The organism is Clostridioides sp. ES-S-0006-03 (assembly GCF_020662275.1).
Taxonomy (GTDB): Bacteria; Bacillota; Clostridia; order Peptostreptococcales; family Peptostreptococcaceae; genus Clostridioides.
Genome location: NZ_JADGMM010000009.1, coordinates 1 through 16,590, shown reverse-complemented (window position 1 = coordinate 16,590; position 16,590 = coordinate 1). Strand labels below are relative to the sequence as shown.

The following is a 16,590-nucleotide window of genomic DNA, read 5'->3' as shown; positions in this document are numbered from 1 at the left end:
TATTTTGCAAAATAACTTAAATTTATACTTTTATAGTATATCATTTATTAAATTTATTTGTTGTTGTTTTTCATCCCCATGTACACTTTTTCAAAAGTTATAGGAAGCTCTCTTATACGAACTCCAGTAGCATTAAAAATTGCATTTGCAATTGCTGGTGCTGGCGTATGTATAACTATTTCTCCTAAAGATTTAGCTCCATAAGGCCCTCCTGGGTCAAAATTATCAGCAAAATCTACTAATATATTTCCTACTTCTTTTTTTGTAGGAACCTTATACTGCAAGAAACTGTCTGTCAATAACTTTCCATCTTTATCAAATTTAGGGTCTTCATACATTGCAAACCCTATCCCCATCATTACTCCACCTTCTACTTGTATTCTCGCTAATGTTGGATTTATAACCGTACCACAGTCAGGTACACATGCAAAATTTATTACCTTATATTCTCCTGTATTTTTATCTAGTTCTATTTCAGCAAATCCTGCTATAAATGGTTTTATTCTTTTTAACATACCAAATGATTCTGTTGCTTCTAAAACAACTGGTACATCGTCACTTGAAAACCCTATACCTCCAACTGACTCTCTTCCTAATTCCTCTAATAACACAAATTTACTCTCATCATTCTTAACAAAAACTCTATCTTTACTTAACTCTAAATCCTCTTTTTTAGACTCTAGTTTTGATTCTGCTACTGAAAGTATTATTTCTTTTAATTTATTTGCTGTTTTTATTGTTGCATTTCCTGTAACTGTTGTAGTACAAGAAGCAAACGCACCTGTATCATATGGACATAGGTCTGAATCACCTGTATAAACAGATATTCTATCTACAGTCGTATTTAAAGTCTCTGCAGCAATTTGTGCTTGAATTGTATCAGCACCTTGACCTAAATCAGCAAGACCAGATAATAACTTATATGTCCCATCTTCGTCCATTCGTATAGTCACTGTTGCCATATCTACACGTGGTATACCAGAACCATGATTTGCCACTGCCATTCCTACTGCTCTTACCTTGTTATTACCTATATCTTTACATGGGTATTTATCATCCCAATTAATTAATTTTTTCCCTTTTTCTATACACTGTTTTAATTCACAGCTTAGAATTTCTTCTTCTGCTGCTTTTCCATTAGTGTACCTATCTATTATGTTTTTAACTCTAAATTCAAGAGGATCTATACCAATCTTATTGGCTAATTCATCAATAGCACTATCTATTGCAAATATGCCTTGTGTAGCTCCATAACCTCTAAGTGCACCTGCTGGTAATCTATTAGTATATACTGTTCTAGCATCAAATCTAACAGCATCAATATCATTATATATTGGTAATGTATTATGACCTGATTCTGAAGAAACAGAAACTCCATTACCACCATAGGCACCTGTATTATTTAGTGACTTTAATTCTATCGCCTTTAAATTTCCTTCTTTGTCTGCACCTACTCTAACATCAAAAAACATTTCATGCCTACTATTAGAACCTACAAAGGTTTCACTTCTTGTAAAGACAAATTTTGCTGGTCTTCCAGTTTTCATAGTCACAAATGCAGTAAATATATCTGTTGCTGCTATATTCTTTCCTCCAAATCCACCACCTATTCTAGGCTTTATCACCCTTATTTTAGAAGAAGGAATCCCCAATACTTTTCTAAGTATTCTCTTTACATTGTGTGGTGATTGTAATGATGACACAACAACAATCCTATCATTTATATCTTTATATGCATATGACCTATGAGTTTCCATCATACAATGTGATTGACTTTGAGTCTTATATGATGCTTCTACCACAAATTCACTTTCTTTAAGCTTAGCCTCAACATCACCAAACTCGAAAAACTCTTTTGATACTATATTATTTTTTGCATCTAATCCAAAAGGATACGGTTCTACTATATCTTGTTCTGGATGTATAATAACTTCATTTCCTTCTGCTTCTTTTGCATTAAATACAGGCTTTAAAATCTCATACTCTACTTTTATCATTTTTAAAGCTTTAAGTGCAGTTTTTTCATCTTCTGCTGCTACTAATGCTACCTCATCTCCAACAAATCTAACTGTATCCTCAAGTAAAACTCTATCATAAGGAGATGCTTCTGGTTCTGTTTGACCTGGAACACAATATCTAACTTGTGGTACATCTTTATAAGTATAAATTCCTACAACTCCTGGAATTTTTTCAGCTTTTGACGTGTCTATATGCTTTATTTTGGCATGTGCATGTGGACTTCTAAGAAGTTTAAGAGTCAAAACATCTTTATGCATAATAAGGTCTTCAGTATATAGTGGCTTTCCTGTCACAATTGCTGTACTATCTATCTTTCTTATCCCCTTATTAATCATTATTTATTACCTCCCTCAATAGCACTATACATCCTCTTAAGCAGTGCACTTGCCATATCTATTCTATATTCTTTACTTGCCCTCATATTACTTCCATAAATTAATTCTTTACCTACAATAATAGATGCTTTATCTATATCCTTTTCTTTGCTCAATATTTGACTTGCTTCAAGTGCTAATTTAGCTCTTTGAGGTCTTGCTCCAATTGCTATTTTATAAGTATCATTTTCTTTTAACATAGCTGAATTTAATATAGCAAAATCTCCTGTACACTTTCTTATTGAATCAAATACAGCTACTGCATCTTTCTTAGGAAGTATTACCTCAATTAATATATCTTTATTTAATTCACTATCCAAAAACTCATTTAACTCTAATATTCCACTATTGTATAACCTTACCTTCGCACCAACAACTAAAAGTGCTGTAATCAAGTCAGAAAAACCATACTTTGAAAATACACTAGCTCCAATTCTTGCACCTTGTCTAAATTGAACACCAACTATATTAGAAACAGCACTTGAGACTATTCCACTACAATAATTTTTAATAGTTTTGTTTATTTCTAAACTTCTCAAAGATGTATCTGCTCCTATTAGTATATTTTTTTCATCCTCTTTTATATAGTCTAGATTTATATCCTTTAAATCTATGGCTGTTCCTATGTTTTTATTGCTTAATTTTATAAATCCGCAACCACCTAAAATAACATTATTTTTTTTAGAAATCAAAATTTTATATGCTTCTTCTAGGCTTTGTGGAACATAATATTCTTTTATAGTAACCATCTTATCCCCCTTATATTATATTTATTAAAACTTGAAACCTACTAAGTACTTTGCTTTATTTTTATAAATATATAGTAAACTTAATTTAATTCTATTAGTTTTTTACTCTATATATTTTCCTTTTTATTTTTATTGTCCTTACCTTTTGAAAATTTTATCATATATAAACCTTGAACTATTATAGCAACCATAGCTCCTGAAACTACACTTGAATCTGCAAGTAGTGTTTCTATAAATTTTGGAGATTTTTCAAGAACCTGAGGAACTACCATAAATCCTATCCCAGTTGCCATAGAAAGACCTAATATCATACTATTTTCTTGATTAAAACCATCCATACTAACAAGTCTTAATCCAGATGTTGTAAGAGTTGAAAATATTACGAGTGTTGCTCCTCCAACCACACAAGGAGGTATTGTTCTGATTAAATTAGCTAATAAAGGTGATACTCCCGCCAGAAATAATCCAATGCCTCCAATAGCTAATACAAATTTACTTATAATTTTTGTATTAGAAACGATTGCAGAATTCTGACCAAACATTCCCATTGGAGTAGCAGAAAATAATGCTCCTATTGTAGATAATACTCCATTTCCTAAAACAGCAGAAGAAAGTTCTTCATCTGTAACTTGTCTATTAAGTCCTCCTACTGTAGAAAGTGTACATGCTCCCATAATATCAGCTATTTCAACCAAATATATTATTGAAAACATTACTACAACCTCAAGCTTTATATCCAATCCAAAAGCAAGTGGTTTTGGAAGTGCAACCAAAGTAAACTCTTGAATTGAAGAAAAATTTACTATTCCCAAAATTAGTGATAAAATATATCCAAAAACTATGCTAACTAATATTGATGCATCTTTAAACAATCCTTTTCCATATTTATTTAATCCTAATATCATAAGTGATACAGCTATTCCAACTATAAAATTAATTGGTTGTCCAAATGTCTCATTACCCATACCTCCAGCTAAGTTTTTTATAGCTATTGGAAAAAGTCCAAGACCCATACATGCAACTATAGTACCAGATACGACTGGGGTAAATATAAACCTTATTTTTTTAAGACCAAAACCAATTATGATTATCACTATACCAGAGACTATTTGAGAGCCAAATAAGACAGGTAATCCATACTTGCCTGCAACAGAAACTCCAGCTCCTATAAACATTGCTGTAGCTCCCATTATAACTGGTATTCCTCCTCCCAATTTAAAACCTTTAAATAATGGTATTGGATATAATTGTAACAAAGTTGATAATCCTGCAAAAATTAAAGCAGCTTGAATTAATAGTGTAGACATTTTATGATTAAGTCCAGCCGCATTTGCAACTAGTATCGCTGGTAAACAGCTACCTATTACCATTGCCATTAAGTGTTGTAACCCCAAAGGTATTGCTTCCTTTAGTGGTGGTATTCCGTCTAATTCAAATTTTGATGTACTTTTTGCTTTCATAATAAAAACTCCCGTTACATAAAACTTATTGAATTATATAAATACTTAAAAATTTAATATATTAAATTAAATGACTTTTATAAATCTTACTATACTCAGTAATACATTTAAGTTTTTATACTTAAAAATCACGTACAACAAATTTAATTATTAACAATTAAATTTATTCTATTATTTTGTATATGTTCTATAGTGCTTTACAAATATAAGAGTATTGTAGCTATGGACTTTAAAATTTTTTACAACAATTCTAATCCAATCTAAATCTTTCAATCTTAATCATTATAAGTTATAAGTTTTCATAAGTATTTATATCTTGTAAGTTTTAAACATTTACCTATAAACGCTACTTTATAGATGCCACTTTAATCTTAAGTGACCTCATACTTTCATATGAGCGTAGACTATTTCTTCATCTTCAGCATTACCTGTTAAGAGCAACCCGTTTCCACTATCAATAGCTTATAGTGTACTCTCTTTCGAGATAGTCGTTTGACCTTCCTATTTCTAGGCTTGGCGACCAAATGTCCATTGTAAAGTACTTAGGCTCTCACCATATACCATCCTTGCTATTATTTCTGGTTTTCACCACATTCATAAAAGTTTCTTTCTATCTTTTATTGTAGTTGCAAGGCTTTAGGATTTACTGGTTTTAAAGTTGTGTCCTACATAAATTTCTTTATGTACGGGGCTAAAAGTACAACTTATTTAATATACTTTTTTATTACCCCCTGTAAATAATATTATTTACTCTTTCACTGTTTTTGTTATTAAATTAATTACATAATAATTAATTTAAGCATAAAATAATTTTCAAATTGAAAATCAAAATATTTATGAATATTTTATAATATAATTATCATAAGACAGAAAAACTTAATAAGCTATGTATCTCAGTTGTACCCATGTACTCTCCTTTACTATATTTGTATCTGCAACATAAAACATACAAGTTTCTATCTAGCATATAGATATAAACCAATATCTATAATTAAAAATAGTAATACTATTGTATAATACAATCTTTATGTACATTACTATTTATTATTTCTATACAGCAATTTTAATGCCAATATTTGCATACATTTGCATAGAATAATTTTTTTATACTTTCCTTGATAAAAATTTACTTATTCCAACTGTTCTGTAATTTTTTATTAAGCAAATTTTAAATTTTATTTTTATGATATTTTTATAATTACATAAAAAAAAAGACCAAAAGTATTTTTCAAATGATCTTTTCTCAAATTTTTATTTTAATTTCTAAAATTTATAATAAATAGTAAGACTATTATAAGCATCTATTTTTATATGAAAGTTTATACTTTTATGGATGATAAGTTAATGTAATTAAAAGATTATCTAGCTGATTTTAATTTTACAATATCGCTCCAATTTTTGCTTGTAGCTAATTCTACTAAATTTAAATCTCTTCTTATTTCTGAAACATCTTCTTTTATGGAGTTTGTATCACCTTTTATATGTGCTATACTATGTTCCATATTATCATGAGTAGCTTTATTTATTTCAGAGTTATGTAATAAACTTCCTAAAATACTATTTTGTTCAATTTGTTGTTCTTTAATTGATTTTCCTTCAGATTCTAAGGCATCTACTTTAACATCTATTTCATATAGTTTTTCATTAACTACAATACTTTCTGCTTTAATTTCACTTATATCTTTACTTGCACTACTTATTTTATTTTGCATAGAGTTCATTTCTAATTTAACTTCATGTAAATTCTCTTTCACTACATTTATTTCTTTCTTCATCATACTTACTTCTTGTTTTACTTCATTCATTTCTTCTTTCATTACACTTATTTTTTGTTTTACTTCGCTCATTTCTTTCTTCATTATACTTACTTCTTGTTTTACTTCATTCATTTCTTCTTTCATTACACTTACTTCTTGTTTTACTTCATTCATTTCTTTTTTCATTACACTTACTTCTTGCTTTACTTCACTCATTTCCTTCTTCATTACACTTACTTCTTGTTTTACTTCATTCATTTCTTTTTTCATCACACTTACTTCTTGTCTTACTTCTGACATGTCATTTTTTATTATGCATATTTCTTGTTTCACTTCGCTTATTTCTTCTTTCATTACACTTATTTCTTGTTTTACTTCTGACATGTCATTTTTCATGCTAACCACATCTTTATTTATAATATGTAATAATTCTAAAATTTTATCTTCCACTTACATCACCATCCCTATTAATTATTATAACATCTTATACAAATGCTATACAATGTTAACATATATATCTAAAATAGTTGTTATAAATTTAATTATTAAAATTATTATGTATAATTACTACAAAAAATAATTAATATAGATATAAATCTAAAAATAATAATTACAAACAAAAGGATACCATTTTAATATGGTATCCTTTATCTGTATATAAATTTTTATCTTTTGAAGTTATATTTTTTATAAAACATCTTATGCATTTAATTCTGGACATGAAATCTTTCTTCCAAGTGCCTTTGGTTTACATACTGATATACAAAGACCACAATATCTACATTCACCTTCATTTAATTCCATCTTGTCATTTAATTTTCTAGCTTGATATGCACACACTCTCTCGCACATCTTACATTTAGTACACTTTTCTTCATCATAAGTAAATTCAAAACTAAGTCTTTCATTTACCTCTCCCATATGCTTATGTACTACCCCACAAGCATTTTCTATAGTTTTATATCCTAGTCTGTCAAGATTAGAATTTAGGTCATTGTGTATTTTAGCTATTACTTGAGCTCCTTTTAATATTACTACTGAACATATACCAACGAAGTCAGCACCTGCCATAATCATCTCTAAAGCATCATCTCCACTTACACATCCACCTAATCCAATTATAGGTATATTTACCTCTTTTTTTATTTCATATATTCTTTGTAGAGTTATTGGTTTAATAGTTTCTCCACTTAAATATCCAATTCCATTTCCACCTAATAAAGGTTGGCCAGTTTCTATATCTATTCTAAGTGCTGGTCCTACAGAATCACAAGCAGTTATTGCATCTGCTCCTGCTTCTTCTAATTTTTTAGCAAAAGCCCCTATTTCATCTATCATAGGAGGAAGTTTAACTATTACTGGTATATTCACTCTTTCTTTCGCATCCTTAAGCATTGGTATTAAATCTCTATAGTCATAAGATACCAGCTCTATAAAATCAGCTCCTGCATTTGCAATCTTTTCTACTAGTTCACTACTTTCTTCTATTGTATGACCTACTGAAGCTATACATACAGTTCCATCTTTTTTCATTTGTGGTATTTCAAAATCTATCCATTGCTCTGGTTCAAAATCTGTCCATTTCTCATTATTTAAAAGAGCATTAGCTGTATTTCTCACCATATGAGGTGCTGGATTTATAGCTCTTTCTTTTCTTATTGTCTTAGTAACAACTGCTCCTGCTCCTGCATCACTTAGTATCTTACATCCAGCTGCACTATATGTCAACGGACCTGAACCTATTATAAAAGGTGATTTTAATTCTTTCCCTAAAAAATTATACATTATTTACTTCCCCTTTTCATATTTATTTACATTTATTAAAACTTCCAGAATTCACAGGCAACATCTTTCATTTCTTTAACAATAGCTTTTTTATCTAAGTTAACCAATTGTTTTTCTTTTAAAATATGTTTACCATCTATGTATACATTTGATATAAATTCTTTTTTACCTTGCACTACTATCTGGTCAAATATATTATCAAGTGTTACAGGAGTTTTAAATTCATCTTCCATAACTATTATATCTGCTTTATTACCAACTGTTATTTTTCCTGATTTTTGAAGTCCCAATGCATAAGCACCATGTTCTGTTGCCATCTTAAATACTAAACTTGCGGGCATTACAGATGCATCTTCTTCAACTGATTTATGCATTAAAAATGCACCTCTCATAACTTCAAAAAAATCATTTATATATCCATCTGTGCCTAATGCTACTTTTATGCCTTTTTTAATCATTCGTGGAACTGGAGAAAAACCGCCACCTACTTCACAATTACTAAGAGGCATGTGAACTACCTTTACACCTTTCTCCTTTAATATATCTATCTCTTCATCATCTACTTTTACACATTGAGACGCTAATACAGTCTCATCTAATATATCTAAATCATTGTAGTAATCAACTGCTTTTTTATTAAAGTGTTTTTTAGAGTAGTTTGGTTCATATATACTCTCACATAAATGAAATTGCATTGGTGCCTCTAATTTTCTTGCATCTTCTTTAGCTTTTTTGATAAATTTATCTGAACATGTGAAACTAGTATGTGTACACATTATTCCATTTATTAATTTACTGTTTTCTCTACACCATTTTATTAAATTAGAATTTTCATCTAAACATCTTAACCCATTTTCATAACTTATTCTTTCACAACTTTCTAGAGATAAAACTGCTTTCATTCCTATTTCTTCTAGTATCTTCCCTTGCTCAATTAAAGTTCCTTTTTCTGTATTTGGAGCTTCTAATGTGTCACAAAATGCTACTACACCAGATTCTATAAGTTCTATTGCAGATGCTTTAGTTGTGGCTTTTACTTCCTTTAGTCCTATTCTATTTTCTATAAACGGCCACCAATAGTCATTTAAAAATCCTTCGAAATCAGTAAAATGTACATTTGCTGGTATTCCTCTAGAAAGCACTCCATATTGATGCATATGCCCATTGATAAAGCCTGGCATTACTATGGCATCTGATTTATTTATTATCTCTGAAATATCTTTATATTTTAATTCAACTTCTTCATTTGGCAATATATCTTTTATAATGTCATTTTCTATTACAACAGCATGATTTGTATATATTTCATCAGCAGAAGATATTAAGTATTTACTTTTTATAGCAACCATTTATTTACCTCCCTGATTTAGTTTTTTCATAGCCATATAAACCTTTTCAGAAGTTATAGGAAGTTCTCTTATATTCACACCTACTGCATTAAAAATTGCATTTGCTATTGCTGGTGCTGGCGTATGAATAACTATCTCTCCTAAAGATTTTGCTCCATATGGTCCTGTTGGGTCATAATTATCTACAAAATCTACTAATATATTTCCTATATCCTTTTTTGTTGGAACTTTATACTGTAACAAATTAGAAGTCTGAAGTTTACCATCAGAACCATGTCTAGGATCTTCATACATTGCAAGCCCTATACCTTGAGTTACTCCTCCTTCAACTTGTATTCTTGCAAGTGCAGGATTCATAACTGTACCACAATCAGTTGAACAAGCATAGTTTATCACCTTAAACTCACCTGTTGTTTTATCTAGTTCAATCTCTGCAAAACCTGCTAAAAATGGTTTTGCACTCTCTTTTATCCCATAAGATTCAGATGAGTATAAAACATCTTGATTTCCACCACCAACAGATTCTCTTCCTAATTCACTTAATAAAACAAACTTTTCTACATCCTCACTATAACAAACTCTGTCTTCATATAGCATTAAATCATCGATTGGTAGGTCTAATTTCTTCTGTGCTACTTTTAATATCTTTTGTTTTAAACTTTCAGCTGACTTTATTGTAGCATTTCCAGTTACATAAGTAGTACAAGAAGCATATGCTCCAGTATCATATGGACACATATCTGTATCTCCTGTATAAACAGAAATTCTATCAATAGATGTATTTAGTGTCTTGGCAGCAATTTGTGCAAGTATTGTATCAGAACCAGTTCCTAAATCTGAAGACCCAGAAAATAACTTATAAGTTCCATCCTCATCCATTCTCATATTTACTATTGCCATATCTATGTTAGCTATACCAGAACCATGAGTTCCAACTGACATTCCAACAGCTCTTACTTTATTATTCCCAATATCTATAACAGGATATTTTTCATCCCATCCAATTAGCTTTTTGCCTCTAATTATACATTCATCAAGTGCACAACTTCTTATTGGAAAATTCATTATTCCGCCTTCAGTTTGCTTTTTTATAATGTTTTTTAATTTTATTTCTGTTGGGTCCATATTAAGTTTATGTGCTAATTCGTCTATTGCACAATCAAGTGCAAATGTACCTTGAGTTGCTCCGTACCCTCTCAATGCTCCCCCTGGAACTAAGTTAGTATATACAGTCCTTCCATCAAACTTTATTGCAGGTACATTATTATAGGTTGGAAGCACATTATGCCCTGACTCGGAACAAACTGAAGGTCCATTGTCACCATAAGCACCTGTATTGTTTAATGCTTTCATATCTATAGCTTTTATATTTCCTTCTTTATCTGCTCCAACTTTTATGTCAAAAAACATCTGATGTCTAGTATTAGTCATTGCAAAAGTTTCTTCTCTAGTATATATAAGTTTTGCTGGTCTTTTCGTCATCCAAGTTACAAATGACGCATATATCTCTGTTACAGCTATATTTTTTCCACCAAAACCTCCACCTATCCTTGGCTTTATTACTCTCACCTTTGAAAGAGGTATTCCCAATGCTCTTGAAACCTGTCTTCTCATATGATAAGCTGATTGATTTGCAGAAGTTACTACTAGTCTACCATTAGTATCTATATATGTGTAAGCTCTATGAGTTTCCATCATACAATGTGCTTGTGATTGAGTCATATAAGATTCTTCTACTATCACATCACACTCTTTAAACTCTTTTTCTACATCACCTTTACCCATTTTTTCTCTTGATACTATATTTTTTGTAGCATCTAATCCAAAATCAAACGGACAAAACAAATCATCTTCTTCATGTATTAAAATTTTATTACCTTCTGATTCTCTTGCATCTAATATTGGTGTCATTACTTCATATTCAACTTTTATAAGTTTCATTGCTTTAATAGCTGCTCTTTCATCTTCAGCCGCTATTATAGCAACTTCATCTCCTACATATCTCACTATATCTTCAAGTATTAATTGGTCATGAGGTGATGCTTCTGGATATGATTCTCCAACCATTGAATATCTATAATTTGGTACATCCTTGTAAGTAAATATATCTACTACACCTTTTACTTTTAATGCATTTTTTATATCAATATTTTTTATTTTTGCAAAAGCATGTGGGCTTCTAAGAAGTTTAACAGTCAAAACATCCCTATGAAAAATTAAATCTTCAGTATATATTGGTTTACCAGTAACAATGGCTTCACTATCTATTTTTCTTACTTCTTTATTTACCATTAAACTCACCCCCAATACTATTATACATTCTAACAACTAATGCTTTTGCCATATCTTTTCTATACTCTTTACTTCCTCTTATGTTACTTCCAAATGAAAGTTCTTCACTTGATACCTCTCCAGCTTTGTTTGCATCATTTTCTAAGCTTAGCACTTCACTTGCTTTGTATGCAATCTTTGCTCTTCTTGGTCTAGCTCCTATTGCAATTTTATAAGAATTTCCTTCTTTTAACATTGCCCCATTTAATACCGCAAAATCACCTGTACATTTTCTTATTGAATCAAATACACCTATAGCATCTTTTTTAGGTAATATAATTTCCATTAATATATCTTTTTCAAGCTCACTTTCTAAAAAATCAGCTAAATTCATAACCCCTTTTTTATATAACTTAACCTTTGCATCTACTACTAGTAATGAAGGTATTAAATCTGAAAATCCATACTTAGCAAATACGCTAGCTCCCACTCTAGCTCCACTTCTAAATTGAACTCCTACTATATTAGAAACAGCGTTTGAAATTACTCCACTACAGTAATTTTTAATAACCTTATTTAATTCTAAAGTTCTTAAACTTGTATCTGCTCCAATTAATATACTATTCTCAGTTTCATTTATATAATCTAAACCTAGGTCTTTTAAATCTATTGCTGAACCAATATTTTTGCTACCTAGTTTTAAAAATCCGCAGCCTCCAAGTATTATGTTGTTTTTTCTTGATATTAGCAGTTCATAAGCTTCATCTAAACTTTTTGGAACTACATATTCCTTTATAGTTATCATATTCTCTCCCCATATCAATTTAATTTTCACTTAAAAAATTTAAGTGTTCAAATATTTATGTATTGCTCTTAGTTGACCTTTATATCCTGTACATCTACAAAGATTTCCATTTACATAATCTATAACTTCTTCTTCTGTTGGATTTTGAAGTTCTCTTTTCATTGCTAAAACCATCATTATAAATCCAGGAGCACAAAATCCACATTGGTCAGCGCCTTCATCCGCAAGAAAATCCCCAAATTTCTTAGCTTCATCTACTACGCCTTCAAGTGTTGTAATGTGTTGTCCCTCTACTCTAGCAGTAAGATAATTACAAGACAGCACAGCTTTGTTATTTACCATTACTGTACATAGACCACATGAGCCAGTATCACAACCTTTTTTAACACTTACATATCCATTTTCCCTTAATGTATCTGCTAAAAAATCATCTGGTCTTACATTCAATTCTTTTTCTTTATTATTTATGGTACATTTGATAATCAAATAAATCACCTCAAAACTCATATTTTTAAGCCAAAGTCTATACTATATTTAATTTATTTAAGAATAATATTGTATTTATTAATAAAGACTATTCCACTTATGGCCTTCCATTCTATTCTTTATAGTCCCTCTTACACAAAGTCTCTCAGCTGTATCTTGAGCATCTTTTAATACTTTTTCTTCATCAGTTGTTAATATTTTTGAATCTTCCATTATTATATTTCCATCCACTATAACACTCTCTATATTTTTCATGCTAGAAGAATATACTAATGTAGACACTGGATTATGCATAGGTATTGCTTTTGGTGAAAGCATTGGATTAAATATTAGTAAATCTGCTTTTTTACCAATTTCTAGTGAACCTATCTCATCTTCCATTCCAATAGCTCTTGCTCCATCTATAGTCGCTAGTTCAAGAACTTTTTCTGCTGACATTGCTAATGGGTCACATTTATTAACTTTATGTTGAAGTGCTGTTAATTTCATAAGTTCAAGCATATCTTGAGAGTTATTGCTAGCAGCTCCATCTACGCCTAAACTAACTGTTATTCCTTTTTTAAGCATTTCTGGTACTGGTGCAACTCCTGAAGATAAATACATATTACTTGCTGTGTTATGAGACACCTTCATGTCATATTTTTTAGTAAGTTCCATATCCTCTTCAGTTAAATATACACAATGTACCATAAGTACATTTGGTCCAAGTATTCCCAATTTCTTTAAAACATCTATGTCATATTGCCCATGCAATTCTTTTGCTGCTTCTCTATCAAAAGGAGTTTCTGATATATGTACTGTAAATAAAGCATCATCATATTCTTTTACTACTCTCCAAAGCATCTCAAGCATTTCTTGAGAATTTGACCATATTGCTGCTGGAGCTACTCCTATTTTGATTCTTCCATTCTCTGTATTGTGGTGTTTTTCAAACAATCTTCTTACATCTTTTTCAACCGTTTCTACATCTTGCATTATTCCAGGATGAACTCCAAATTGAGCACCTGTGTTCATACATCCTCTTCCAAGTATTCCTCTTATTCCTAATTCTTTATAAGCATCTATTATTCCATCACAAAGACCTTGTTTACTGTGAGGGTACATATAGTCAACCATTGTTGTTATACCACTTCTAAGACCTTCCACACAGCCAAGCATTGCAGCATCATAAGTGTCCTTTGGCTCTAAATAATTGGCTGCTGGAAATGTCATAGTTTCTAGCCAATCTTTAAGTACCATATCATCTCCTAATCCTTTTAATAAAGTTTGGAATAAATGATTATGTGTATTTATAAAACCTGGGAATAGGACTTTGCCCTTAGCATTTATTACCTTTTTAACATCAGTGTACTTACTTTCTATTTCTTTAGAATTCCCAATATCTGCAATCTTGTTATCTTTTACTACTAATGCCCCATCAAAAATAACTTCTCTCTCTTTGTTTACAGTTACTATTATGGCATTCTTAATAAGTATATCCATCATTCTTATTTCCCCCTGCATTATTTAGTAATTTTTCTTTTAATATATTGACCTGCTGGTTGCTCCATGATATTACAACTTTGTACTACATGCTTTCCTCTTAAAAAAACATCTTCAACTTTACATCTGACTTTAACTCCTTCATATGGAGTATAATCTACATTTTGTTTTTGATTCTTATAACTGATTATTTCTTCTTTATCTGTATTTAAAATCACTATATCTGCATCACTTCCTACAGCTATTTCACCTTTTTTAGGATACATCCCAAATATTTTAGCAGCATTTGTGGAAGTAACTTCTACAAATTTATTTACACTTATTCTATTTTCCAAAACCCCATATGTATATAAAAGAGATAATCTATGTTCAACACCTGGTGCTCCATTTGGTATTTTACTAAAATTATCAATTCCCAAATCTTTTTGACCTTTAAAATTAAATGAACAATGGTCTGTACCCACGGTCTGAATATCACCCTCAGACAAACCTTTCCAAAGAAAATCTATATCTTCTTTTTTTCTAAGTGGAGGAGACATTACATATTTAGCTGCCTCAAATTCATCCTTATTATATAAACTATCTTCTAATAATAGATATTGCGGACATGTTTCTACTATCATATCTACATTTTTTTGTCTAGCTATCTTTATACTTTCTAGTGACTCTTTACAACTTAGGTGAACTACATATGATTTTGAGTTTGACAATTCAGTTATATCAGCAAGTCTTGAAACAGCCTCTTTCTCAACTATGTTTGGTCTTGTAAGTGGATGATATTTAGGTTCTAAATCTCCATTTTGTAAACGTTCTTCTATTAATGCATCCAATAAATCTCCATTCTCACAATGAAATTCAACTATACAACCTAGGCTTTTAGCTTCCTTTAGTACTTTGTATATTGTTCCATCATCTACTTTCATACCTTCATATGCCATATACATTTTAAAGGATACTATTCCATCTGAAATAAGCTTTTCCATGTGCGTAAATGTATCTTTATCTAAGCATGTGATTGTCATGTGAAATCCATAATCACAATAACAATTTCCACTTGCTTTTTTATGATATGTTTCTACACCTTGTATTAGATTTTCTCCTTCACTTGATTCTGCAAAGTCTAGTATAGTGGTATTTCCTCCAGCTATAGCCGCTCTTGTTCCTGTTTTAAAATTATCAGCAGTAGTTATAGAGCCTGCATTCATATCAAAGTGAGTATGTGTATCTATACCTCCAGGAATTATAAGTCTCCCTGTAGCATCAATTACTTTATCATTATTTATTTCTAAATCATTTCCTATTTCAGTTATCTTTTCATCTTCTATTCTTAAATCACTTATATAAGTTTTATCAGAGGTAATTATAGTTCCACCTCTTAGTATTGTTCCCATATATACCTCCTAACTTTTAAGCTCTAGTAGATTCTTTTAGAATTTTAATTTTATATTGTTTACATAAATTTATGTTTGCCAAAGGTGCTAAATTTAGCACCTCTAGACTATATTTAAATAATTTATTGTGAACTAAATATTATTTTCCATATACAGATTTTAATATTCCATAGTAACCTTCTGTTCCTATAAATAATTGTTCTTGTTCTATGTACTCATCTATTGTATGAGCAAGATTTTCTTTAGAAGGACCAAATCCTATTGTTTTTATTCCAGCTTCACCTGCATAATGACTTCCATTTGTACAGAATGAATATTGAGTTATTTCTGAATCTATTCCAGCCTCTTTTAATCCCTTATATGCTGCTTGAACAAATTCATCATCTTCATCATATAACCAACCTGGGAAGAATCTTTCACTTTCTATAGTATTTCCTGTATAACAGTCAGCTTTTTCAGATGCATAAGAAACTTTTGCATTTAATTCTGAGTCTTCTTTCATCATTTCATCTAATAATGCTTGTATTGGAGCTAATACTCCTTCTCTTGTTTCTCCAACTAATAATCTTCTATCAAAAGTAGCTTTACAATAATCTGGCACCACTGATGCACCTGGATATGGAGAAGATTTTATATCTGTTAAAACTAATATTCCATCACCT

12 protein-coding genes are annotated in these 16,590 nt (G+C 30.3%); all 12 read right to left on the bottom strand.

Going from position 1 to position 16,590, the window contains the following annotated elements; translation table 11 throughout:
• Positions 1-53: 53 nt before the first annotated feature.
• Positions 54-2,354 carry a molybdopterin cofactor-binding domain-containing protein gene (locus IR151_RS12870; RefSeq protein WP_227434985.1) on the bottom strand — a complete coding sequence of 767 codons (2,301 nt, stop codon included), beginning with the start codon at positions 2,352-2,354 and terminating at the stop codon, positions 54-56.
• A complete protein-coding gene (locus IR151_RS12865) occupies positions 2,354-3,142 on the bottom strand; it encodes an FAD binding domain-containing protein (protein ID WP_227434983.1) in 789 nt (262 codons plus the stop codon). The genes IR151_RS12870 and IR151_RS12865 overlap by 1 nt, the downstream gene beginning before the upstream one ends.
• A gap of 107 nt (positions 3,143-3,249) precedes the next feature.
• Positions 3,250-4,602, bottom strand: a complete 1,353-nt coding sequence (locus IR151_RS12860) for a solute carrier family 23 protein (protein ID WP_227434981.1) — start codon at positions 4,600-4,602, stop codon at positions 3,250-3,252.
• A 1,358-nt stretch (positions 4,603-5,960) separates the two neighbouring features.
• Positions 5,961-6,809, bottom strand: a complete 849-nt coding sequence (locus IR151_RS12855) for a hypothetical protein (RefSeq protein WP_227434979.1) — start codon at positions 6,807-6,809, stop codon at positions 5,961-5,963.
• A gap of 249 nt (positions 6,810-7,058) precedes the next feature.
• Positions 7,059-8,144, bottom strand: a complete 1,086-nt coding sequence (locus IR151_RS12850; RefSeq protein ID WP_227434977.1) for a dihydroorotate dehydrogenase — start codon at positions 8,142-8,144, stop codon at positions 7,059-7,061.
• 35 nt (positions 8,145-8,179) lie between these two features.
• Positions 8,180-9,493, bottom strand: coding sequence for an amidohydrolase family protein (locus tag IR151_RS12845; protein ID WP_227434974.1), 1,314 nt, complete (start codon positions 9,491-9,493; stop codon positions 8,180-8,182).
• The gene (locus IR151_RS12840) at positions 9,494-11,785 is read right to left on the bottom strand and encodes a xanthine dehydrogenase family protein molybdopterin-binding subunit (RefSeq protein ID WP_227434972.1); all 2,292 of its coding nucleotides are present in this window, start codon (positions 11,783-11,785) and stop codon (positions 9,494-9,496) included.
• Positions 11,775-12,569, bottom strand: coding sequence for an FAD binding domain-containing protein (locus IR151_RS12835; RefSeq protein ID WP_227434965.1), 795 nt, complete (start codon positions 12,567-12,569; stop codon positions 11,775-11,777). Before IR151_RS12835 ends, IR151_RS12840 begins: the two co-directional genes overlap by 11 nt.
• Before the next feature lie 39 nt (positions 12,570-12,608).
• A complete protein-coding gene (locus tag IR151_RS12830; RefSeq protein WP_227434963.1) occupies positions 12,609-13,055 on the bottom strand; it encodes a (2Fe-2S)-binding protein in 447 nt (148 codons plus the stop codon).
• Positions 13,056-13,133: 78 nt separating this feature from the next.
• Positions 13,134-14,540, bottom strand: coding sequence for an amidohydrolase family protein (locus tag IR151_RS12825; protein WP_227434961.1), 1,407 nt, complete (start codon positions 14,538-14,540; stop codon positions 13,134-13,136).
• A gap of 17 nt (positions 14,541-14,557) precedes the next feature.
• Complete coding sequence (hydA, locus tag IR151_RS12820; RefSeq protein ID WP_227434960.1) at positions 14,558-15,928, bottom strand: dihydropyrimidinase; 1,371 nt, start codon at positions 15,926-15,928, stop codon at positions 14,558-14,560.
• A gap of 139 nt (positions 15,929-16,067) precedes the next feature.
• Positions 16,068-16,590: M20/M25/M40 family metallo-hydrolase (locus IR151_RS12815; protein ID WP_227434959.1), on the bottom strand; the 523-nt coding region annotated here is incomplete at its 5' end.